We start from the raw sequence: 21,492 nt of genomic DNA, 5'->3' as shown, positions 1-21,492 counted from the left end.
CCAGATTCAAGCGCAGGTGCGCCTTCAGGTCTTTGCGGTTTCGGCGGGTGCCCGCCCATAGATGTCGTTGAAACGCACGATGTCGTCCTCTCCGAGATACTCCCCGCTCTGTACTTCGATCATCACCAGGTCGATCACCCCGGGATTGACCAGCCGGTGGGTGCGCCCCGGCTTGATGAAGGTCGATTCGTTGGTATTGAGCAGGAATTCGTCCTCGCCATTGGTCACCCGGGCCATGCCGCTGACGACGATCCAGTGCTCGCTGCGGTGATGGTGCATTTGCAGCGACAGCGAGGCATCGGGCTTGACCATGATGCGCTTGATCTTGAAGCGCGGTCCTTCCTCCAGCACGGTGTAGGTGCCCCAGGGCCGGGTCACGGTGCGGTGCAGCTTGTAGGCGTCGTGGCCCAGGCGCTTGAGCTCCTGGGCGATCAGCTTGACGTCCTGGCTACGCTTGCCGTCGGCCACCAGCAGGGCGTCGGGGGTGTCGATGATGATCAGGTTATCCAGGCCAACCCCGCCCACCAGGCGCTTGCGTGAATCGATGTAGCAGTTGCGGACATCATGCAGCACGGTCTCGCCGTTGCACTGGTTGCCGTGCTCGTCCGCCGGGGTCAGTTCCCGCACGGCCTGCCACGAGCCGATATCGCTCCAGCCCAGTTGGCAGGGCACCACGGCGACCTTCTTCGAACGCTCCATCACCGCGTAGTCGATGGAAATGTCCGGGGCCAGGGCGAAACTCTCGCCGTCCAGCTCCACTTGCAACTCATGCTTGCCCTCCTTGCGATGGCTCAGCTCCAGGCAACGCTCCACGGCGCTGACCACTTCGGGCACGAATTCCCGGAGCTCCTGGAGAATCGCGTCGGCGCGCATGCAGAACATGCCACCGTTCCACAGGTGCAGGCCGCCGTCGACATAGCGCTGGGCCGTGACGGCATCGGGTTTTTCGACGAAGCGGCTGACCTGGAAGCCGGCGTCGTTCAGGCCCTGGCCTTTCTGGATGTAGCCAAAACCGGTTTCGGCGTGGGTCGGCACAAGGCCGAAAGTCACCAGCCAGCCTTGTTCGGCCAGTTGCCGGGCATGCTCCACCGCCGTCGAGAAGGCTGCCAGGTCCTTGATCAGGTGGTCGGCCGGTAGCACCAGCAATTGTGCGTCCTCGCCATACAGGCGGCTGACATGCAGGGCCGCTGCAGCGATGGCCGGTGCGGTATTGCGTCCGAAGGGTTCGAGGATGAAGTCCAGGTCGACCCGCTTCTTGTTCAGCAGGCGATAGTCATCGAGGGTACGGAAGAACACTTCGCGGTTGGTCACCGTCAACAGCCGACCGACATCGTTCAGGTTCGCGGCGCGCACGAAGGTCTTCTGTAGCAGGCTTTCGCCGTCGGGCAGGCGCATGAAGGGTTTTGGCATTGCCTCGCGGGACACCGGCCACAGACGGGTGCCGGCGCCGCCAGCGATGATGCAGGGAATGAGTGTGCTCATTCAAAAGGCCTCGCGGGTCATGATCACGGAGGGAACGGTGCGGAACAGGATGTACAGATCGAACCAGACCGACCAGTTTTCGATGTATTCCAAGTCGAATTCGACACGTTTCTCGATTTTTTCCAGGGTGTCGGTTTCGCCCCGGTAACCGTTGATCTGTGCCAGGCCGGTGATGCCCGGCTTGACCCTGTGCCGTGAGGTGTACTCCTTGACCGCCTCTTCGAACAGGATGCCCGCGGCCTTGGTTGCCGTGGCATGGGGGCGCGGGCCGACCATCGACATGCTGCCGCCGAACACGTTGAACAGCTGTGGCAACTCATCGAGGCTGGTCTTGCGGATGAAACGCCCGACCCGGGTGATGCGTGGATCGCCGCGGGTAGTCTGCTTCTCGGCGTTGGCATCACTCATGTGCTGGTGCATGGAACGGAACTTGTAGACCTGGATCAGCCGGTTGTTGTAGCCATAGCGCTTTTGCTTGAACAGCACCGGGCCCCTGGAATCCAGCTTGATCGCCAGGGCCACCAGCAGCATCACCGGGGACAGCAGGACCAGGGCAATAGTGGACAGGATCATGTCCTCCAGGCGCTTGAAGAACGGCGACCAGCCTCGCAGGGGGACCTCGGAGGCGTTGAACATCGGCAGGTTGGCGACTTCGGTGATGCGGTTGTGGGCATGCCGGAAGGCCACCATGTCGGGAACCAGCAACACGTTCACCGGGAGCCGGCGCAGTTCACGAATGACGTAGGCCATGCGGCTTTCCGCCGACCAGGGCAGGGCGACCAGGACTTGGGTGACCTTCTCCTCGCGGATCAGCCGTTCCAGGTCGCTGGAGTTGCCCAGCAGCGGCAGGTTGCACAGCACCTTGGGCAGGCGGCCGATTCGGTCGTCGATGAAACCGATGACGCCGGAACGGATGTCCTGGTGCTGGGCCAGGTATTCGGCCAGGCGCTGGCCATTTTCCGTGGCGCCGAGAATGACCGCGTTCTGCAGGAACACGCCCCGCTGCATCAGTTGCTGGAACAGGGTCAGCAGGATCAGGCGCTCGATTCCGAACAGCACGAAACTGCCAAAGAACCAGGCCAGCAGCCCGCGATTGTCGATGGCGTTGAACATCAGCATCGAGTGGTGCATGAACAACAGCACGCAAAAGGAGGCCGACCAGGCGAACAGGGTCAGTTGGAAGCGCAGCAAGTTGCTGAAGATGGATTCGGCGTAGACCCCCAGGGCCTGGAAGATCAGCACGCTGATGACGCCGAAGAACGCGAGGATGGTTAGGTCGCTCTTCAGGGTATTGGGCAGGTCGTTCGCCAGCAGCAGTAGCAGGAGCCCTGGAAGGATCGCGGTCATGCCGTGGGCTACGCGGATACCGAACAGGAAATACTCGACCATGCTGGGTCGAGTCAGTAACAGGCTGTCTACAGGTTGCAACCGCATAAGATCAATTCCCTCGACCCAAGGCACACCGGTTGACTGGAAGAACCGGCCACAACTTCGAGCATTCACTTCGCACCCGGAAGCCCTGCTCTAGGCGCGCCACGCCATTGCCGGCCTGGTCGCTTTTCACCGGGGTGCAGGCGCTGTCCATGGCGGGGTGGGGCTCCCGATGCCGATCGACCCGCTGTCGAGCCTGCTCATCCAAGTGACTTGGCTGAGTAAAGCTCATGAAACAGAAGCTTGCGAATTGAAAACCGCTTGGTGATGAAAGATCTTTTTTTGCGTGCCCTTTATCTCCCTTGCAGGCTGATAAAGGGCGTGCGAATCGGGTTGCCGGTAAAAAATAATGCTTGGCGGCAGATCTTTTTCTCGCCGGCCAGGGTCCACATTTTTCGCAGCCATTGAACACGGGAGACATGACCAATGAGTGAACACAAGGCGTTGTTGATCCTGCACGGCAAGCAGGCACTCAACGAAGAGCTGCGGGCTGCGGTCCAGGCCAGGCGTGAGGCGGGCTGGGACCTGGCGGTACGCCTGACGTGGGAGGCCGGGGATGCCCAGCGCCTGGTCGGGGAGGCGCTGGACGCAGGTTACCGGCAACTGATCGCCGGTGGTGGCGACGGTACGTTGCGCGATGTCGCCCAGGCCTTGGCCGAAGCCTCGCAGCCGGCCAGCCTGGTGCCGCTGCCTCTGGGAACGGCCAATGATTTCGCGCGGGCGGCCGGCGTGCCATTGGAGCCATCGGCGGCCCTGGACTTGCTGGATGTCCCGGCCCGCCCGGTGGATCTGGGGGAGGTCGGCGGGCAGGTTTTCCTGAACATGGCCACCGGTGGTTTCGGCAGCCAGGTGACCGCCAATACATCGCCCGACCTGAAGAAAGTCCTGGGGGGAGCCGCGTATCTGTTTACCGGATTATCGCGCTTTGCGCAGCTGAGCGCGGCCTATGGCGAGTTGCAGGGGCCGGGTTTTCACTGGCATGGCCAGTTGCTGGCGCTGGGTATTGGCAATGGTCGACAGGCTGGCGGCGGTCATGAGCTGTGCCCGGGAGCCCTGATCGACGATGGGTTGCTCGATGTCAGCATCCTGCCGGCGCCCCAGGAGTTGGTGGGCGCTCTGAAGAGCCTGCTGGCAGGGGACATGGGCATCGACGACTTGTTCATCCGGGCCCGCCTGCCGTGGGTCGAGATCAAGGCCTCGCGTGGCCTGGATATCAACCTCGACGGCGAGCCGCGGCAAGGTGAGCTGCTGCGTTTCACGGCCCGGCCCGCGGCCCTGCAAATGCACTTGCCGCAGGGATCGCCGTTGCTGGGCACCGATGGCTGAGTCAGTCGTCGAGGCTGATGATGCGTTCGCGCACGGCGAACAGGACCAGCCCGGCGACATCGAAGATCTGCAGGCGCTTCATGATCTGCGAGCGATGGGTTTCCACGGTCTTGATGCTCAACCCCAGTCCCTGGGCGATTTCCCGGGTCGACTTGCCGCGCACTATCAGTCGCAGGATTTCCAGCTGGCGGGCTGTCAGGTTATGGGTGTCGGCAGGTGGCGGCTGGGTCTTCTGGGAGCGGGTCAGGGCCTGGTTGATCACGGTATGGGCAATCGCCGGGCTCAAGTAGCGTTCGCCGTTGCGCAGGGCTTCCAGGGCATGCCCCAGCTCGGTAGCCGTGGTGTCCTTGAGCAGATAGCCGTGGGCCCCGGACTCCAGGGCCTGCATGATCAGGGCCGGATCGGTATGCATCGACAGGATCAGGACCTTGCTCTGCGGGCGGGCCGCCTTGAGTCGGCGCAACGCTTCCAGGCCGCCGGTATGCTTCATCGACAGGTCCAGCAGGATGATGTCCGGATGGAGCTTCTCGACCATTTCCAGCAGGTGCGAGCCATCGTCGGCTTCACCGATCACGGCGTATCCGGGAATATCCATGACCAGCGCACGCACGCCAGCCCTGATGAGCGAGTGGTCATCCACCAAGAGTAAATTACAGGTCAATGTAAAACCTTATTCGTGCTGGCCCGCTCCAGGGTGCGAGGGGCCCAGGGAAAGAGAGCTTCGATCTGGGTGCCCTGGTTGATCTCGCTGGTGACCTTGAGGAAACCGCCCAGTTGGCTGATTCGTTCCTGCATGCCGGCCATGCCGCACTGGCCCTGCTCTCCAGGGTTCGCGGCGGGGGCAAAGCCTTGGCCATCATCGCTGATGAACAGTGAAAGCCCTTCCGGCAGGCGTTGCAGGCGTACCAGCAGGTTCTTGGCGTGGGCGTGGCGCAGCATGTTGGTCACCGCTTCCTGGGTGATGCGAAACGCTGCCACGGCCATTTCCTCGGGGATGCCGGCCAGGCGCTGGTGGCACTCCAGGCTCCAGTGCACCGTGCTGCTTTCCAGGGTCTTGATCAGATGGGCGCGCAGGCTGGCCTCGAGCCCCAGGCTGGCTAGCTGGCGGGGATTGAGAATGGCCGATACGTCGCGGACCTTGGCCAGGGTTTCTTCCAGGGTGGTGCCAAGCAGTGCGAAATGCTCTTGCAGGTCGTCCGGCAGGCGCCGCTTGAGCCAGTCGGCCTGCAGTTTTGCCGCCGTCAGCAACTGGCCGATGTCATCGTGTAGTTCGCGGCTGAGGCGGTGGCGTTCGCTTTCCTTGACTTGCAGCAAGCGCTCGGCCAGCTCCTGGGGCTGAAAACGGATGGATTTACGCGAATAGCCGTACTGCGCCCAGATACATGCCAGTGCCACCACGTTGAGAACCAGCAACGCCAGGGGCAGAGGGCGGCTCAGGCAATAAACCAGCACATTGCCCACGGCCGAGCCTGAGCACAGCAGTAGGCTGAGCCAGCGTAGGCGATCTTGGGAGATGGGCCAGGAGAACAGTGACTTGAGGCTGGCGTACATAGCGGATGGAGCCAATGAATGTTCGCTGCGAAGAGCCCGGTCAGGAGCAGGTGACGGGGCCTGTTTGAGAAGCGGTGCCATTTGAATAGGTGATTTCAATCAGTTCTGTCTGTATCTCTTGTGCAGGCCTGATAGTGATTATCGACATTGGAGTCAATGTGCCATTAATACGGTTCATTAGTGCGCCGCATAATACCACCGAAGATACCGTTGGTCGCGCTCAGGTACTTGATATACATGTCCGGAAAGTCAATAAAGTTGCGACTCAGCGTATCTGCCGTGCGGCGTTCGGCAGCGGTATCGCTCAATAAGCGCTCAGAGTGAAGTCAGCTTCCATTGGGGCACGCAAGTCTCGGAAGATTAAATCCCGGATCGCAAGAAGTTGGATTGTTTAGTGGGGAGTGTCGTTCTTGGGTATGTGATGTTCAATAACGACAGTGGCGTAGATACTTAGCCGGCTACTTATTCTTGTGTTGCCTGGCTATCTTTGCCTGATGTTATTCGCCACCTTGGGCGGTATAAAAACTAGTGCCTGCAAGTAGGGAGTGTGCAGGTGCAGTTCTGCGAGACTTGGTCGGCCAATTCCTCGATCAGCATGACCTGTTCGCTGTCATCCATATTCAACTGGCCATCGTTCGGGTCGATCAGTTCCAGTTGCCAGGCCATCAGGGTCAGGCAGCTCTTGAGGGATTCCAGCACCTGGTCGTTGAGGTCCAACGGGTGCTGGGGACGCTTGAGCAGGCCGTGGATGTGCACTGAGAACTCATGCAGCGGGCTGATGGCATGGCGGGCTGCGCATTGGGCCAGGCGCTGCAGGCTGACGAGCAGGCAACTGATGGCCTCCTCGTCATTCCTGATCAAGTGCAGGTGGCTCAGGCAATCTTCCGATTTGGCCAGCAGGGTCTGGGCTTCAAGCAGGAATTCGGGCAGAGGGGTAGCGCACTCATGGCCGTCCTTTAGCATGCTTATATCCATGACTTCGTTTCCGATGGTGGGATAGGGCGTTGGCTGAACGGTTTCAAGTTGGAAGGTGTTTTGAGAAATTGAATATTAGACAAGTCTGGAGTTTTTTCCGCGCGTGCAGCCATTGACGATGCTCGATGCTTATCGTCCAGCGTTGGCAGCCAGATGCCGCTCACAGCCAGGCAACGCATCAGCGCCGGGGCTTCAGGAGCAGGGGAACTTAGGCTTGAAAGGGTGCCGAGCCACCTTTCTGCGATCAAAAACAAAAGCCTGACTCCATTCATGCAATGAGAATGGCGTCACATTAATGGCTATTGGATATTGCGAATATCAGGCTGGTCCTGATTGTTGATAGGGGAATCCCTTAGGCGCGGGAACCTTCCGCCGGAATAGAGGTCTCGGCGGCGCTGCAGCCATGCTGCTAAATTGCCCACCGAAGTAAAGCATGATGTTAATGTGACATCAATGGCTTTGTGTGGCAATTTGCATACGGGTCAAGATACGGCGTCCCTGGCCGATATCAGTCTTTAGTGAATTCATCAGCACAGCCCAGGAGTCATCAATGGCCGGCATTCTCGACACGGTAGATCAACGCACGCAATTGGTGGGTGAGAATCGCCTGGAAATCCTCATGTTCCGCCTGGCCGGTCGGCAATTGTTCGCGATCAACGTCTTCAAGGTCCAGGAAGTCCTGCAACTGCCGAAGTTGACCCTGATGCCCCAGCGCCATCCATTCGTCTGTGGTGTGGTCAACCTGCGTGGCCAGACCCTGCCGGTGATCGACCTGTCCCAGGCCATCGGCATGCGTCCGCTGGTCCCGGGGCCCAACAGCACCATCATCGTCACCGAGTACAACCGCTCGGTGCAGGCGTTCCTGGTGGGGGGCGTGGACCGTATCGTCAACATGAACTGGGAAGCCATCATGCCGCCGCCCTCCAGCGCCGGCCGCCAGCACTACCTGACCGCCATCAGCAAGGTCGATGACCAACTGGTGGAAGTCATCGACGTCGAGAAGGTGCTGGCCGAGATCGTGCCGTACAACGCCAAGGTTTCCCGCGACAAGCTCGACGACCCGCTGTTGGCCCGTGCCCGTGGCCGCGAAGTGCTGCTGGTGGACGATTCCAACGTGGCGTTGTCGCAACTGCGCGACACCCTGGGCCAGTTGGGGGTGAAGATGCACATCGCCAGCGATGGCCTCAAGGCCTTGAAGATGCTCAAGGCCTGGGCCGATACCGGGGTCGACATGACCGAGAAGCTGCTGATGGTGTTCACCGACGCCGAGATGCCGGAGATGGATGGCTACCGCCTGACCACCGAGATCCGCAACGACCCGCGCCTGCGCGGGCTCTACGTGGTACTGCACACCTCGTTGTCGGGCAGCTTCAACGAATCCATGGTCAAGAAGGTCGGCTGCGACAACTTCCTCTCCAAGTTCCAGCCCGACAAGCTGGTGGATGTGGTGCGCCAGCGCCTGCTGCTGGATGAAGTCGACGCCTGAGGCCGGCGAGCCAGTGTCACGGATCTTTGTTTCACCGGGGCGCTGGTATAGGGTGGGCGTTTTTCCCCCGTAGGGAGCAGGACATGCGTCTTAGCGCGCTTTATCGGTATCCGTTGAAATCCGCCAGGGGCGAGACCCTGCAACAGATCGGCCTGGACAAGCTCGGCCTTGAGGGCGATCGCCGCTGGATGCTGGTGGATGAGGCCAGCGGACGCTTCCTGACCCAGCGTGCCGTGGGACGGATGAGCCAGCTCTCGGCATTGTGGAATGCCCAGGGTGGCCTGACCCTCAGTGCCCCGGGCCTGGCCCCGCTGGAGGTGGCGCTGCCGAATGAGACGGCGGCCCTGCGCGGTGTGACCATCTGGCAGGACACCTTGCGGGTGCCCGATGCCGGCGACGAGGCCGGGGCCTGGGTCAGCGAATTCATCGGCAAGCCCACGCGCCTGGTGCAGGTCCCGCTGGAGCGGGCGCGGACCACCGCCGCCGGCTACGGCAAGGATGATGACCAAGTCGCCTTTGCCGACGGTTTTCCCTTGCTGCTGATCGGCCAGGCCTCCCTGGACGACTTGGCGAGCCGGGTTGGCCGACCCCTGGAGATGCTGCGGTTTCGGCCCAACCTGGTGGTCGAGGGCAGCGAAGCGTTCGCCGAGGACAACTGGAAGCGGGTGCGTATCGGCGATGTCGAGTTCCGCGTGGTCAAGCCTTGCTCGCGCTGCATCCTCACCACCATCGATCCGCAGACGGGCGAGCGCAGTGCTGATCGTGAGCCCCTGGCGACCTTGCAAAAGTACCGGGCCCGGGAGGATGGAGCGATGTTCGGCCAGAACCTGGTCAACGACGGTCATGGCCAGTTGCAGGTGGGCATGCCGGTGACCGTTCTCGAATAGCCTTGGCGAGGCAAAAAAATGCCCGTCTCCTGGTGGGGGGACGGGCATTTTTCATGCGTTGCTAAAAACCGGGCGAGGGATCAGCCGCGGTATTCGCACAGGTAGGCGGTGTCCACCGCGACCTTGAGCTGAAACTTGCTGTTGGCCGGTACGTTGAAGTGGCTGCCGCCAGCGAAGGTCTGCCACTCGTCGTTGCCTGGCAGCTTGACGGTCAGGGCGCCGGAAACCACGTGCATGATTTCCCGTTGCGCGGTACCGAATTCGTATTCGCCCGGGGCCATGACGCCAATGGTGGCGGGACCTTCGGCCGTGCCGAAGGCAATCGACTTGACGGTGCCGTCGAAGTACTCGTTGACTTTAAACATGGGCGATTCCTCAAGAATGGGTCAAAAAGGCCGGCCAGTATGCACAAGGCCCGAAGGGCCGTCACCTGTCGCCATCAGGGAAGAATCAGCGGCAATAGGCGCGCCGTATTTCGTGCATCTTCCAGCGCCCGGTGCTGCTGGCCGTTGAACTGCATGCCCGCCAGTTGCAAGGCGGCATTCAGGCCCAGGGGGCGCTCCAGGCGCCGGGCCTTGGCGAAGCGCTGCTTGAGGTTCATATGGGGGACATCGTTGAGCAGGCTGTGCAAGTGCTGGTTGTGCCACTCCAACTGCAACTGCTTGCGATCGTAGTCGCCCCAGCTGGCCCAGCCTTCCAGGCGCGGCTGATGCTGGGTCAGCCAGCGTTCGAACTGGCTCCAGACTTCGGTCAAGGGCGCGGCGGCGTCGATGTTGGCCTGGGTGATGTGGGTCAGTTCGCGACAGAACGGCGTCAGCATCGGGCGCCGCAGGGGACGCACGAAGCGCTGGAAGTGGTCCTGTTCCCGGCCTTGGCGGTTGACCAGCGTGGCGCCGATCTCGATGATTTCCATCTCGCTCACCGGCCAGCCCCCTTCATCCGTCGTGGCTTCCAAATCTATTACCAGCCAGTGGGGCATTACGAATTCCAGCCTTCAACCTTCTTGATGACGCTTGAGCGTAGCCAAAGCCGGGGAATCCGCCTAGGGGGGAGTGCCAGGCGGAGTACTCCGTGGCCGGCATCGATGGCCGCCTGCCGGCCTATTCCACCTCCAGCAGTACCTGGCGGTTCTTCACCTGGTCGCCGAGGCCGACCTGGACCCGGGTGATCATCCCGTCGATTCCGGCCTTGAGCGGATGCTCCATCTTCATCGCCTCCAGCACCAGCAATAGCTGGCCCTTACTGACGCGCATGCCCTCGCTCACCAGCACGTCGACGATGGCGCCATCCATCGGTGCCTTGAGCGTTCCCGAATGGGCACTCAACTGGCTCTGGACCGGGGCATGGGTTCGATCCTGCAGGTGCAGGCTGCCCTGTCGGCTGTGCAGCCAGAGCTCCTGGTTTTCCAGGTGGTAGGCGTATTGCCGGCGGATGCCCCCAACCTCCAGGATGGCCCGGCGACCGTCGGCGCTGCAGACCTTCAACTCCACTAATTGCCCTGCCTGGTGAACCTGCACCAGGCCTGCGGTCCCCGGGCTCAGTTGCAAGGACCAGTGCCGTTCCTCCTGTCCCAGGCCGTAGTGCAGCGCTACACCGGCGTTATTGCGCCAGGCGGCGAGCGGCCCGGCATGGGCCTTGGCGCCGTGGTGATGAAACAACGCGGCGGCGATGGCCAGTTCCTCGTGGCCGGGAAGCTGCGGTTGCAGGCTCGGATCCTCGGCAAAGTGTTCGGCGATGAATGCCGTGCTGAACTGGCCGCTGGCGAACACCGGGTGCCCGAGCAGGTTGGCCAGCAGGCGCCGGTTGCTTTCCAGGCCCAGCAACACGCAATCCTCGACGCCGCGCAGCAGCTTGCGCCGGGCCTCCTCACGGGTGGCGCCGTGGGCGATCAGCTTGCCCAGCATCGGGTCGTAGAAGGGGCTGACCCATTGGCCTTCCTGTACGCCATGATCGGTGCGGATGCCCGGCGCCGGTTCCCAGCGCAGCACCTGGCCGGTCTGTGGCAGAAAACCCTGGGCCGGGTTCTCGGCATACAGGCGTACTTCGATGGCGTGGCCGGACAATCGCACCTGTTCCTGCTTCAGCGGTAGTGGCTCGCCGGCAGCCACCTGCAGTTGCAGGGCCACCAGGTCCAGGCCGGTGACCAGTTCGGTAACCGGGTGCTCCACCTGCAGGCGGGTGTTCATTTCCAGGAAGTAGAACTGCCCCCGGGCATCGAGCAGGAACTCCACGGTGCCGGCGCCAACATAGTCCACGGCCCGTCCGGCCTTGAGCGCCGCTTCGCCCATGGCCTGGCGCAACTCCGGGGTCATGACCGGGCAGGGTGCCTCCTCGACGATCTTCTGGTGGCGGCGCTGGATCGAGCAGTCGCGCTCGCCCAGATAGATCAACTGCCCGTGGTGATCGCCGAAGACCTGGATCTCCACATGGCGCGGCTCGACCAGCGCTTGTTCCAGGATCAGCTCGTTGCTGCCGAAGGCGTGCAGCGCCTCGGAGCGTGCGGTCCTGATTTGCTCCAGCAGTTGCCCGGGTTCCTGTACCAGGCGCATGCCGCGCCCACCGCCACCGGCACTGGCCTTGATCATCAACGGATAACCGATGCGCTGGGCTTCGCGCTGCAAGGTGGCATCGTCTTGTTCTTCGCCCTGGTAGCCCTGGATGCAGGGCACGCCGGCCTCGAGCATGGCGAGTTTCGAGCGGCGCTTGCTGCCCATCAGCTCGATGGCCGCGGCGCTGGGGCCGATGAAGGTGATGCCGGCAGCCGCGCAGGCCGCGGCGAACTCGGCGTTCTCCGAAAGAAAGCCATAGCCGGGATGGATGGCATCGGCGCCGCTGCGCCGGGCTGCATCGAGGATCGCGGCGCTATCCAGGTAGGACTGCTGGACCGGCGCGGGGCCTATGCGCACGGCTTCGTCCGCCATGCGCACATGGGGCGCCTCAGCGTCGGCGTCGCTGAATACGGCGACGGTGCGATAGCCCAGCTGCTGGGCGGTGCGCTGGATCCGGCAGGCGATTTCGCCACGGTTGGCGATCAGGATCTTGGTGAACGCGGGCATCGTAGGCTTCCTGTGTCTGTGTGGGGCGTCAGCCGGCCCAGGACGGTTTGCGTTTCTGCACGAAGGCCAGGGTGCCTTCGGTGCCTTCCTCACCGCTGACGGCCTGGGCGAAGTCGTCGGCGGCCTGGTCCAGTAGCGGTCCCAGGGGCTGGTCGACGCTGGCCAGCAGCAGGGCCTTGGTCTGTGCATTGGCCCCAGGGGCGCAGCGCAGGACCTGCGCCAGTTGCTGCTCCAGGCGCTCCTGCAGCGCCGTGGCATCGTTCTCGACGAAGTGCACCAGGCCCAGTTGCCGGGCCTCTTCGCCATCGAAGCGGGCGGCGGTCAGCGCCAGGCGCCGGGCCTGGGTCAGGCCGATGCGCCGGACCACGAACGGGGCGATCTGTGCCGGCAGCAGGCCGAGGCTGGTTTCCGGCATGCCGAACTGCGCCGAGTGCTCGGCGATGGCGATATCGCTGACGCAGGCCAGGCCAAAACCGCCGCCGAGCACCGCGCCCTGCAGTACGCAGACCAGCACCTGGGGGATTTTCTGCGCTTCTTCGAGCAACGCGCCGAAGGCCCGGTTCAATTCACGGTAGGCCGCGGAACCCCTGGCCCGGGCGCCGGCCATGTCCTTGAGGTCGCCACCAGCGCAGAAGTGTCCGCCAGCGCCCTGCAGCACCAGGGCCCGGATGCTGCGGCGCTCGTTCACGGCGGCCAGCACCGTGCGCAATTCCGCCACCATCTCGAGGCTCATGGCGTTGCGGCACTCGGGACGGTTGAGGGTGATGAACAGCACGCCGTCGCGTGATTCCAGCAATAGGGTCTGGCAACTCGGCAACAGGCTCATTTCTTCTTCCCGGGCAGGATGCCCATGAGTTTGCAGATGATCCCCAGCATGATCTCGTCGGCACCGCCGCCGATGGACACCAGGCGCACATCGCGATAGGCCCGGGCCACCGGGTTGTCCCACATGAAACCCATGCCGCCCCAGTACTGCAGGCAGCTGTCGCTGACCTCGCGGCCCAGGCGCCCGGCCTTGAGCTTGGCCATGGAGGCCAGGCGGGTCACGTCCTGGCCGCGCACGTATTGTTCGGTGGCCTGGTACACCAGGGCCCGCAGGCACTCGATCTCGCTGGACAGCTCGGCCAGGCGGAAGTGGATCACCTGGTTGTCGATCAGCGGGTTGCCGAAGGTCTTGCGCTCCTTGCAGTACTCGATGGTGCTGTCGATGCAGTACTCCAGGCCCTTGATCATGTTCGCCGCGCCGAACAGCCGCTCCTCCTGGAACTGCAGCATCTGCATCATGAACCCGGCGCCTTCGTGGCCGATGCGGTTGCGCTGGGGCACCCGCACGTTGTCGAAGAACACCTGGGCGGTTTCCGAGCTGCGCATGCCGAGTTTGTCCAGGTGCGGGCTGAGGCTGATACCAGGGGCGTTCATCGGCACCATGATCAGCGACTTGTTGACGTGGGGCTTGTCGTCCGATGTGTTGGCCAGCAGGCAGATGAAATCGGCGCTGGGGGAGTTGGTGATCCACATCTTGCTGCCGTTGATCACGTAGTCGTCGCCGTCCTTGCGGGCGTGGGTCTTGAGCCCGGCCACGTCGGAGCCGGCCCCGACCTCGGAAACGCCGATGCAGCCCACCTGCTCGCCGCTGATGGCCGGGCGCAGGAATTCGTCGCGCAGTTCATCGGAGCCGAAGCGCGCCAGGGCCGGGGTGCACATGTCAGTCTGCACACCGATGGACATGGGAATGCCGCCGCAGCGGATGGTGCCGAACTCTTCGGCGGCAACGACCGAGTAGCTGTAGTCCAGGCCCATGCCGCCGAACTTCTCTGGCTTGGAGATGCCCAGCAGGCCCAGCTCGCCGGCCTTGCGGAAAATCTCGTGGATGGGGAAGCGCCCGGCTTCTTCCCATTCATCGACATGGGGGTTGATCTCGCGCTCGACAAAATTGCGCACCGTGCGCCGCAGTTCTTCGTGTTCCTGGGTGAAGATCATTGTTGTTGTCCTTCTCAAGTTGAGTGACGTCGCCAGCGGATCGTTGTGGCCCACTACCTGCGGGCCGTTCTGCGCGATCAGAACCGCGCCACACCAAAGCTGTTGGGTTGCAGCGGGCGCACCTGGGCTTCATGGCAGATGTCCAGCAGCAGGCCCAGCAAGGTGCGCGTGTCACGCGGGTCGATCAGACCGTCGTCCCACAGGTTGGCGCTGCCGTACAGTGCGGTGGACTGGCTGTCGAGCTTCTGCGCGGTGACCTGCTCCAGCATGTCGAGCATCTTCGGGTCGGCCTCCTGGCCGTTCTTGGCGTGCTTGGCCTCGGTGACGATGCGCAGCACCTTGCCGGCCTGGGCGCCGCCCATCACCGCGGTACGGCTATTGGGCCAGGCGAAGATGAAACGCGGGTCCAGGCCGCGGCCGCACATCGCATAGTTGCCGGCGCCGTAGGAGCCGCCGACCACGATGGTCAGCTTCGGTACCCGGGCGTTGGCCACCGCCTGGATCAGCTTCGAGCCGTGCTTGATCACCCCTTGCTGCTCGGATTCGGTGCCGACCATGAAACCGGTGGTGTTGTGGAAGAACAGCAGCGGTGTCTGGCTCTGGTCGCAAAGCTGGATGAACTGCGCGGCCTTGCTCGCGCCCTGGGGGGTGATCGGGCCGTTGTTGCCGATGAAACCGCAGGCCCGGCCCTGGATCTGCAGGTGACCGCAGAGCGTCTGGGCATCGAACTCGCCCTTGAATTCCAGGAACTGCGAGCCGTCCGCCAGGCGCGCGACGATTTCCCGGGCGTCGTAGGGTTTCTTCGGGTCGTCGGGAACCAGCCCCAGCAGTTCCTCTATCGGGTACAACGGTTCGCTCCAGGTCCTGGGCGGCTGTGTCGGCAGTTGGGCATTCCAGGGCAACAGGCTGACGATCTCGCGAACGATACGGATGCCGTCGGCATCGTTTTCCGCCAGGTACTCGGCGGTACCGGCAACCTGGGCGTGCATTTCGGCGCCGCCGAGCTGTTCGTCGGTGGCCACCTCGCCGGTGGCGGCCTTGAGCAAGGGCGGCCCGGCGAGAAACAGCTTGGCCTTGCCGCGTACCACCACCACGTAGTCCGACAACCCGGGCTGGTAGGCGCCTCCAGCCGTGGCCGAGCCATGCACCACGGTGATCTGCGGCAGGCCCATGGCCGACATCCGCGCCTGGTTGGCGAAGCTGCGCGCACCTTCGATGAAGATCTCAGCCGCGTAGTTGAGGTTGGCGCCGCCGCTTTCGGCCAGGGTCACCACCGGCAGTTTGTTCTCCATGGCGATCTGCTGCAGGCGCAGGGACTTGTACAGGCCGCTGGGGGAAATGGTGCCGCCCTTGATCGCGCTGTTGTTGGCCGCTACCAGCACGCGCACCCCGCAGACATAGCCGATGCCGGCGATCAGGCCGCCACCGGCCTGGCTGCCGTCCTTGTCGTCGTGCAGCTTGTAGCCGGCCAGGCCGGCCAGTTCGAGGAACGGTGCGCCCGGGTCCAACAGCAGGTTGAGGCGCTCCCGGGGCAGCAACTGCCCACGCTTTTCAAACTTGGCCTTGGCTTCGGCGGCCTTGTCCAACTGGTGTTGCTGGATGTCGCGCAGCTGTTGCAGGCCGGCCAGCATGGCCTGGTGGTTCTGGGCGAATTGCGCGCTGTGGGGATCGAGTTGGGATTGGATCACCGGCATGGCTTATTCCTCGCCCTTGAGCACATCGGGCAGGTAGGCCCGATGAAAACCGTTGTACGAGTGGCTGTTGCGCGCCTTGCCCAGGGGCCAGGCGCGGCTGCCGAGGCTGGCGGCGCCGTCGATGCGCAAGGTGCTGCCGCTGATGAAGGCCGCGCCGGGGCTGAGCAGGAACACGATGGCCGCGCTGACTTCCGATTCGCTGCCGATGCGCTTGAGCGGCACATGCTCGCGCAGGGTGGGAATCACCGCCTTGAAGGCGCCTTCGTAGGTGTCCATGCCGCTGGAGGCGATCCAGCCCGGGGCCACGGCGTTGACCCGTACCCCGGCATGCCCCCATTCGTAGGCGGCGGTCTTGGTGAAGTTGTCCATTCCCGAGCGCGCAGCGCCGGAATGACCCATGCCGGGCATGCCGCCCCACATGTCGGCGAGCATGTTGACGATGCTGCCGCCGTGCTTGCTCATGGACTGGTTGAACACTTCCCGGGCCATGAGGAAACCGCCCACCAGGTTGGTGCGCAGCACGGTCTCGAAACCCTTCTGGTTGATCGAGGCCAGGGGCGCCGGGTACTGGCCGCCGGCGTTGTTCACCAGGCCATGGATCGGGCCAAAGCGCTCGATCAGTTCACCGACCAGGGCCTTGACCGCCTCCTCGTCGCGGATGTCGCAGGCCTGCCAGTCCACCAGCCCACCGTCCTCGGCGATCTCGCCGGCGACCTGCTGGAGTTTTTCCGCTTTGCGCCCCACCAGCAGCACCCGGGCGCCCAGGGCCGCCAGCTCATGGGCGGTGCAACGGCCGATGCCACTGCCGCCGCCGGTGACGAGGATGGTCTGGCCGGCAAACAATTGCGTTTTGAAGATCGAGTCGTACACCACGGCAGCTCCTTAATTGACGGCGTCGGCGATGCGCTGGGGCACCGGGATCTGGATTTCCAGCAGTTGCTGGGCGAAGGCCTTGCCTTGGGGGTCGATGCGCAGGCTGGCGACGCCACCGCCGCCCAGGGCGTTTTCCAGGAGGAAGTTGAGGCTGTGGGTGCCTGGCAGGTACCAGCGCTGGACCCGGCCGTGGACCGGGTCCAGCACATGGCTCATCCAGTCCACCAGGACTTCCGGGGCCAGGGCCTCGGCGATCCACGGCAGGTAGTCGGGGTGGCGGGCCATGACCCCGATGTTGCTGTGGTTGCCCTTGTCGCCGGAACGGGCCACCGCCAGCTTGACCAGGGGCACGCTGGCATCGGCCTGGCCCTGGGGCCTGGGCAGCGGGTGGGGAACGGGCAGGGCGCCTGGGTCCAGCGGCTCGGGCCCTGGCAGGGAGCAGGCATGGCGCTGGCCGGCGAAGTCGATTTCCAGGTGGCAGCGGTCCTTGTCCAGCAGGAAGGAGAACAGGCGGATCACCGGGTACACCGTCGGCCGCCCGCCGACGATGCCGGTCAGGCCCGGGGCCATGCCGGTGGCGGCCTGGGCGATCTCCCGGGAGAACAGCACCAGGGCCGCCTTGTTCGGATGGCGTACGGCCAGCTTGATCACCACTTCGCGGCTGTCCTGGCGCTGGCCGTGGGGGCCATAGGTGGCCTCGCTGCCCAGTAGTTCGATGTTCACTTCGCTGTAGGGGCCCCAGCCGCGCTGGCTGAACATCTCGCTGGTCTTGTCGATGATCGCCTGGCTGACCCGACGGGCCTTGGCCACCGCGTCGATGCCGGCCAGCAGGCAACTGGCGGTGCAGCGGAAACCGTCCGGGTAGGTGGCGCTGACCTTGTATTGATGGCTGGGGGGTATGCCCCGGGCGCCCTGGACGCTGACTCGGTCGGCCGCTTCCTGGCGCAATTGCACCTGGGAAAAATCGCAGATCACATCCGGCAGCAGGTAGGCCTGGGGGTTGCCGATCTCATACAGCAGTTGCTCGCCCACCGTCAGCGGGCTGACCAGGCCGCCCGTACCGGGTGCCTTGCTCACCACGAAACGACCGTCGGCCTGGACCTCCACCACGGGGAAGCCGATGTGCTCGTAGTCCGGTACGTCGCGCCAATCGGTGAAGTTGCCACCGGTGCACTGCGCGCCGCACTCGATGATGTGCCCCGCCAGGGCGGCCTGGGCCAGGCGGTCGTAGTCCTGCCAGGACCAGCCGAATTCGTGCACCAGGGCGGCGCTGACCACGGCGCTGTCGACCCCGCGCCCGGTAATGACGATGTCGGCCCCCAGTTCCAGGGCGCCGACTATTCCCGGGGCACCGAGGTAGGCGTTGGTGGAGACGCACAGGGGGGGCAGTGGAGCGCCGGTGAACATTTCCTCGATACCGGCGCCGGCCAGCTCCTTGAGCTGTGGTTGCAGGTCGTCGCCCAGCAGCACGGCAATCTTCAGCGGTACGCCGGCCTTGGTACAGGCGGCGCGCAACGCGTCGGCACAAGCCTGGGGGTTGACCCCACCGGCATTGCTGATGACGCGGATCTTCTGGGTATGGATCGAGGCCAGTAGCGGGGCGAGGACTTCGACGAAATCCGTGGCATAGCCTGCGCCAGGATCTTTCATGCGCGCCCCGGCCATGATCGACAGGGTAATTTCGGCCAAATAGTCGAACACCAGGTAGTCCAGGCGAGCGCCTTGTACCAGTTGTGCAGCGGCGCTGCTGGTGTCGCCCCAGAAGGCACTGGCGCAGCCGATTCGTACGGTCTTGGTCATGGCAGGGCTCTCTAGAAAAGAACTGCACGGAGGCTACCAAGCAAGCGCTTGGTTTGTAAATGCCTTGATCTATTCTTCTACCCAAGCGCTTGCTTGGGGGTCGTGAGGAGCTTAAATTGCGCGCGCATGCCCGGTTTTAACGGGCCCGGCCCCAGGGCTATCGATGAAGTGAAGGTAGGAGAACACCGGTGGACGAGCAAAAGGCCCAGCAGGTAGTACGCGAGCTGATCGCCAGTGGGCAAGTGACCGATCCCGATAGTGCGCGGGGCAAGTTGTTGCGCACGGCAGCGCACCTGTTTCGCAACAAGGGCTATGAACGCACCACCGTGCGCGACCTGGCCAGTGCGGTGGGTATCCAGTCCGGCAGCATCTTCCACCACTTCAAGAGCAAGGACGACATCCTGCGGGCGGTCATGCAGGAAACCATTCACTACAACACGGCCTTGATGCGCGCCGAGCTGGCCGAGGCCGGCAGCGTGCGCGAGCGCGTGCTGGCACTGATTCGCTGCGAATTGCAGTCGATCATGGGGGGCAGCGGCGAAGCCATGGCGGTGCTGGTCTACGAGTGGCGTTCGCTGTCGGCCGAAGGCCAGGCGGCGGTCCTGGCCCTGCGCGACGTCTACGAGCAGATCTGGCTGCAGGTACTGGGGGAGGCCAAGGAGGCAGGATTCATCAAGGGCGATGTGTTCATCACCCGCCGTTTTCTCACCGGCGCCCTGTCCTGGACCACTACCTGGTTTCGCGCCGAGGGCAGCATGAGCCTGGAGCAATTGGCCCAGGAAGCCTTGTTGCTGGTGCTCAAGGAGCATTGACGCGCTGATTAATTGTCGGTTGCGAGATTGTCTCCGTAACTGAAAACGCCTAGCTTTACGGCATCCCTATTCTTTTGTCCGAGGTGTGTTGCCTTGATGTCCTTGCCGTTGCGATCGGCCTTGCGAATGCTCTTGCTGGCGCTGGCAACACTCTGGATCGGCCCGGTTTTCCCGGCGCAACTGGTACGGGTCGCCGCGGCGCACTTCCCACCCTATACGGTGCGCCCTGAAACCGGGGCCGACACCGGCCTGCTGCCGCAATTGGTGGAGGCTCTCAACCAGTCCCAGAGCGATTATCAGTTCGTCCTGGTGCCTACCTCCATTCCCCGCCGATTCCGGGATTTCCAGCAGGGCCGGGTGGACATGGCGATCTTCGAGAACCCGGCCTGGGGGTGGCAGGGTATCGAACACACCAGCGTCGACATGGGGCTCGAGGATGCGGAGATCTTCGTCGCCCAGCGCCAGCCCGGGCGTGGCCAGGACTATTTCGCCGATCTCAAGGGCAAGCGCCTGGCGCTGTTCAGCGGTTATCACTATGCCTTTGCCCAGTTCAACGCCGACCCCAAGTATCTCACCGACACCTATGACGCCACGCTGACCTATTCCCATGACAGCAACCTGTTGATGGTCCTGCGGGGCAGGGCGGATATCGCCCTGGTGACCCGTTCCTATCTCAGCGACTTCCTGGCACGCAATATCGACAGCACCGACCAGTTGCTGATCTCCGAGCGGATCGACCAGGTCTACCACCACTACACGCTGATCCGTCCCAACGCGCCCATCACGGCCCAGGACTTTGCCGGGTTGCTGCAAAAACTGCGCGAGAGCGGCCAGTTGCTGAAGATCTTCGATCCGTACCGCATCGTGGTCTCGCCCGTGCCTCAGGCCTGAGGCCGACATTGTCGCGGTTCGGCCGGGCGGGCTAAATTTTCTTCGATGGCCCACGTCACTTGGTTGATTGTCCAACCGACGGTGATCTGGTCATGGCCCTTGTGAACCCGCTGAACATTGACGCACTGCGCGCCAGCATGGTGGTTGGTATCGATGGGATTGCCGCCCGCCAGGCGCTGTTCCAGCCAGGGGCGAACAGCGTCCAGGAACCCTCCATCCAGATCCAGGCCGCCGAAGCGGCACGGCAGGAACGCTTGGCATTCTGGTTGTCGGCCCAGGTCCACGCCTTGTACCTGGACCCACCGGGTTGCGAAGGGCCCCCGGCGTTTGTCCATGAGTCCGCTTGTGCCGGGCCTGACCGTTGTCGGTACTGCCAGCGGGAGTTTGATCTGCTGCACAAGCGCGCGGCCTTGCGGGTTTTGGGGCAGAGCGGCCTGCTCGAGGGATGAACGGCATTGGCCGGGTAGCCCGGCATCGGTCGCGGCTCAGCGACGGGCGAAGGTATCGGGGCGATTACCCGAGACTTTGCGGCAATGCACCAGTGCATCGCGAATCATGAAGTTCACCAGGGTCGGCGAGACACCAAGTTCCTTGGCGATGTCCTTCTGTGGAACGCCGTGCAGGCGATACATCTCGAATGCGTAGCGAGTGCGGGTTGGCAGCTCGGTCAAGGCATCGGCGATATTTTCCAGGGTAGAGAAGTTCATGTGGGAGGTTTCAGGTGAGGCGCCATGGACGACTACGTTCAAACCTTCCTCTTCGGTGCCCGAATACTTCTGTTCCAACGCCTGCTTGCGATAGTGATCGATGGCCAGGTTGCGCACGATCTGGAACAGATAGCTGAGCTGAGCCTTGAACGAAGAGGTGATTTGCGGTGCCGATTGCAAGCGGAAAAACGCGTCTTGAACCACATCTTCAGCTCGTGACCGACAGCCGGTGATACGCGCTGCAATCTTGACCAGGATCAGCCTGTTATCGACAAATGCCTGGAGTAACGGTGAATCGCACCTGCTTGTGGATACTTGTTCCGTCATGGAAATCACCTTGTTGCAAAGAGGGTAGTGGGACTACTGAAGCGTCAGACGCGTCCTACACATCGAGCGACAAATTAGGCTGAATGATAATGATTGTCAATTGAGAAAAAGAACTAATGCTCTCCTGATTTACAAATTGCGAACGGGTGCTCGCCTCCGTTCCCAAGCAGGGTTTGCAGAGCAGGATGCGGACTAATTATTTCAAGACGTCATC

20 protein-coding genes are annotated in these 21,492 nt (G+C 63.1%); 6 read left to right on the top strand and 14 right to left on the bottom strand.

Annotation, left to right across the window (positions count from 1 at the left end; translation table 11 throughout):
- Positions 1-24: 24 nt before the first annotated feature.
- The gene (locus C4K39_RS30255) at positions 25-1,482 is read right to left on the bottom strand and encodes a mannose-1-phosphate guanylyltransferase/mannose-6-phosphate isomerase (protein WP_124348205.1); all 1,458 of its coding nucleotides are present in this window, start codon (positions 1,480-1,482) and stop codon (positions 25-27) included.
- Positions 1,483-2,916, bottom strand: coding sequence for an undecaprenyl-phosphate glucose phosphotransferase (locus tag C4K39_RS30250; protein WP_068581536.1), 1,434 nt, complete (start codon positions 2,914-2,916; stop codon positions 1,483-1,485).
- 423 nt (positions 2,917-3,339) lie between these two features.
- Here C4K39_RS30250 and yegS point away from each other — a divergent pair, with 423 nt between their 5' ends.
- On the top strand, positions 3,340-4,239 hold the full coding sequence (gene yegS, locus C4K39_RS30245) for a lipid kinase YegS (protein WP_068581533.1): 900 nt from the start codon (positions 3,340-3,342) through the stop codon (positions 4,237-4,239).
- Position 4,240: 1 nt separating this feature from the next.
- Here the strand turns inward: yegS and C4K39_RS30240 are convergent, their stop codons facing one another.
- From C4K39_RS30240 to C4K39_RS30230, 3 genes are all read right to left on the bottom strand, one after another.
- Entirely contained in the window at positions 4,241-4,900 is a 660-nt protein-coding gene (locus tag C4K39_RS30240; protein ID WP_068581530.1) for a response regulator, read from the bottom strand.
- Positions 4,897-5,790 carry a sensor histidine kinase gene (locus C4K39_RS30235; protein WP_068581527.1) on the bottom strand — a complete coding sequence of 298 codons (894 nt, stop codon included), beginning with the start codon at positions 5,788-5,790 and terminating at the stop codon, positions 4,897-4,899. Before C4K39_RS30235 ends, C4K39_RS30240 begins: the two co-directional genes overlap by 4 nt.
- A 525-nt stretch (positions 5,791-6,315) precedes the next feature.
- Entirely contained in the window at positions 6,316-6,753 is a 438-nt protein-coding gene (locus C4K39_RS30230) for a hypothetical protein (RefSeq protein WP_124348204.1), read from the bottom strand.
- A 562-nt stretch (positions 6,754-7,315) separates the two neighbouring features.
- Between C4K39_RS30230 and C4K39_RS30225 the strand changes: the two genes are divergently transcribed.
- Complete coding sequence (locus C4K39_RS30225) at positions 7,316-8,251, top strand: chemotaxis protein CheV (RefSeq protein ID WP_068585605.1); 936 nt, start codon at positions 7,316-7,318, stop codon at positions 8,249-8,251.
- A gap of 83 nt (positions 8,252-8,334) precedes the next feature.
- Entirely contained in the window at positions 8,335-9,138 is an 804-nt protein-coding gene (locus C4K39_RS30220; protein WP_068585607.1) for an MOSC domain-containing protein, read from the top strand.
- A gap of 80 nt (positions 9,139-9,218) precedes the next feature.
- On the opposite strand, the gene ppnP is transcribed toward C4K39_RS30220, so the two are convergent.
- The 8 genes from ppnP to C4K39_RS30180 form a co-directional block, all read right to left on the bottom strand.
- Positions 9,219-9,503: a pyrimidine/purine nucleoside phosphorylase gene (gene ppnP, locus C4K39_RS30215; RefSeq protein ID WP_068585611.1), complete on the bottom strand. Its 285-nt coding sequence runs from the start codon at positions 9,501-9,503 to the stop codon at positions 9,219-9,221.
- Between the two features lie 74 nt (positions 9,504-9,577).
- Positions 9,578-10,117 (bottom strand): 3'-5' exonuclease, encoded by a 540-nt coding sequence (locus C4K39_RS30210; RefSeq protein ID WP_068585614.1) that lies wholly within the window; start codon positions 10,115-10,117, stop codon positions 9,578-9,580.
- A 121-nt stretch (positions 10,118-10,238) separates the two neighbouring features.
- Positions 10,239-12,194, bottom strand: a complete 1,956-nt coding sequence (locus tag C4K39_RS30205; RefSeq protein ID WP_124348203.1) for an acetyl/propionyl/methylcrotonyl-CoA carboxylase subunit alpha — start codon at positions 12,192-12,194, stop codon at positions 10,239-10,241.
- 28 nt (positions 12,195-12,222) lie between these two features.
- Positions 12,223-13,020 (bottom strand): enoyl-CoA hydratase/isomerase family protein, encoded by a 798-nt coding sequence (locus C4K39_RS30200; protein WP_124348202.1) that lies wholly within the window; start codon positions 13,018-13,020, stop codon positions 12,223-12,225.
- A complete protein-coding gene (atuD, locus tag C4K39_RS30195) occupies positions 13,017-14,174 on the bottom strand; it encodes a citronellyl-CoA dehydrogenase (protein ID WP_068585621.1) in 1,158 nt (385 codons plus the stop codon). The genes C4K39_RS30200 and atuD overlap by 4 nt, the downstream gene beginning before the upstream one ends.
- Before the next feature lie 77 nt (positions 14,175-14,251).
- Complete coding sequence (atuC, locus tag C4K39_RS30190) at positions 14,252-15,868, bottom strand: geranyl-CoA carboxylase subunit beta (RefSeq protein ID WP_068585624.1); 1,617 nt, start codon at positions 15,866-15,868, stop codon at positions 14,252-14,254.
- A 3-nt stretch (positions 15,869-15,871) separates the two neighbouring features.
- A complete protein-coding gene (locus tag C4K39_RS30185) occupies positions 15,872-16,741 on the bottom strand; it encodes an SDR family oxidoreductase (protein WP_068595479.1) in 870 nt (289 codons plus the stop codon).
- Between the two features lie 9 nt (positions 16,742-16,750).
- On the bottom strand, positions 16,751-18,541 hold the full coding sequence (locus tag C4K39_RS30180; protein ID WP_124348201.1) for an acyclic terpene utilization AtuA family protein: 1,791 nt from the start codon (positions 18,539-18,541) through the stop codon (positions 16,751-16,753).
- Between the two features lie 188 nt (positions 18,542-18,729).
- Here C4K39_RS30180 and C4K39_RS30175 point away from each other — a divergent pair, with 188 nt between their 5' ends.
- The 3 genes from C4K39_RS30175 to C4K39_RS30165 all read left to right on the top strand — a co-directional run bounded on the left by C4K39_RS30175 (position 18,730) and on the right by C4K39_RS30165 (position 20,693).
- Positions 18,730-19,353: a TetR/AcrR family transcriptional regulator gene (locus C4K39_RS30175; RefSeq protein WP_068585634.1), complete on the top strand. Its 624-nt coding sequence runs from the start codon at positions 18,730-18,732 to the stop codon at positions 19,351-19,353.
- A gap of 96 nt (positions 19,354-19,449) precedes the next feature.
- Complete coding sequence (locus C4K39_RS30170; RefSeq protein WP_068585637.1) at positions 19,450-20,244, top strand: substrate-binding periplasmic protein; 795 nt, start codon at positions 19,450-19,452, stop codon at positions 20,242-20,244.
- A 92-nt stretch (positions 20,245-20,336) separates the two neighbouring features.
- A complete protein-coding gene (locus C4K39_RS30165) occupies positions 20,337-20,693 on the top strand; it encodes a pyoverdine biosynthesis protein (protein ID WP_068585641.1) in 357 nt (118 codons plus the stop codon).
- A gap of 36 nt (positions 20,694-20,729) precedes the next feature.
- Here the strand turns inward: C4K39_RS30165 and C4K39_RS30160 are convergent, their stop codons facing one another.
- Complete coding sequence (locus C4K39_RS30160) at positions 20,730-21,278, bottom strand: RNA polymerase factor sigma-70 (RefSeq protein WP_068585644.1); 549 nt, start codon at positions 21,276-21,278, stop codon at positions 20,730-20,732.
- Between the last annotated feature and the right edge of the window lie 214 nt (positions 21,279-21,492).

The sequence above is a fragment of the Pseudomonas sessilinigenes genome, from assembly GCF_003850565.1.
GTDB lineage: Bacteria > Pseudomonadota > Gammaproteobacteria > Pseudomonadales > Pseudomonadaceae > Aquipseudomonas > Aquipseudomonas sessilinigenes.
Note: the sequence above shows the minus strand (reverse complement) of the source record. Positions and strands in the feature narration are given on the sequence as shown.

What these genes read in the sequence shown, in the direction of transcription:
- C4K39_RS30255 (WP_124348205.1), bottom strand. Translation starts at nt 1,482, where the DNA reads ATGAGCACACTCATTCCCTGCATCATCGCTGGCGGCGCCGGCACCCGT.
- C4K39_RS30250 (WP_068581536.1), bottom strand. Translation starts at nt 2,916, where the DNA reads ATGCGGTTGCAACCTGTAGACAGCCTGTTACTGACTCGACCCAGCATG.
- yegS (WP_068581533.1), top strand. Translation starts at nt 3,340, where the DNA reads ATGAGTGAACACAAGGCGTTGTTGATCCTGCACGGCAAGCAGGCACTC.
- C4K39_RS30235 (WP_068581527.1), bottom strand. Translation starts at nt 5,790, where the DNA reads ATGTACGCCAGCCTCAAGTCACTGTTCTCCTGGCCCATCTCCCAAGAT.
- C4K39_RS30230 (WP_124348204.1), bottom strand. Translation starts at nt 6,753, where the DNA reads ATGCTAAAGGACGGCCATGAGTGCGCTACCCCTCTGCCCGAATTCCTG.
- C4K39_RS30225 (WP_068585605.1), top strand. Translation starts at nt 7,316, where the DNA reads ATGGCCGGCATTCTCGACACGGTAGATCAACGCACGCAATTGGTGGGT.
- C4K39_RS30220 (WP_068585607.1), top strand. Translation starts at nt 8,335, where the DNA reads ATGCGTCTTAGCGCGCTTTATCGGTATCCGTTGAAATCCGCCAGGGGC.
- ppnP (WP_068585611.1), bottom strand. Translation starts at nt 9,503, where the DNA reads ATGTTTAAAGTCAACGAGTACTTCGACGGCACCGTCAAGTCGATTGCC.
- C4K39_RS30210 (WP_068585614.1), bottom strand. Translation starts at nt 10,117, where the DNA reads ATGCCCCACTGGCTGGTAATAGATTTGGAAGCCACGACGGATGAAGGG.
- C4K39_RS30205 (WP_124348203.1), bottom strand. Translation starts at nt 12,194, where the DNA reads ATGCCCGCGTTCACCAAGATCCTGATCGCCAACCGTGGCGAAATCGCC.
- C4K39_RS30200 (WP_124348202.1), bottom strand. Translation starts at nt 13,020, where the DNA reads ATGAGCCTGTTGCCGAGTTGCCAGACCCTATTGCTGGAATCACGCGAC.
- atuD (WP_068585621.1), bottom strand. Translation starts at nt 14,174, where the DNA reads ATGATCTTCACCCAGGAACACGAAGAACTGCGGCGCACGGTGCGCAAT.
- atuC (WP_068585624.1), bottom strand. Translation starts at nt 15,868, where the DNA reads ATGCCGGTGATCCAATCCCAACTCGATCCCCACAGCGCGCAATTCGCC.
- C4K39_RS30180 (WP_124348201.1), bottom strand. Translation starts at nt 18,541, where the DNA reads ATGACCAAGACCGTACGAATCGGCTGCGCCAGTGCCTTCTGGGGCGAC.
- C4K39_RS30170 (WP_068585637.1), top strand. Translation starts at nt 19,450, where the DNA reads ATGTCCTTGCCGTTGCGATCGGCCTTGCGAATGCTCTTGCTGGCGCTG.
- C4K39_RS30165 (WP_068585641.1), top strand. Translation starts at nt 20,337, where the DNA reads ATGGCCCTTGTGAACCCGCTGAACATTGACGCACTGCGCGCCAGCATG.
- C4K39_RS30160 (WP_068585644.1), bottom strand. Translation starts at nt 21,278, where the DNA reads ATGACGGAACAAGTATCCACAAGCAGGTGCGATTCACCGTTACTCCAG.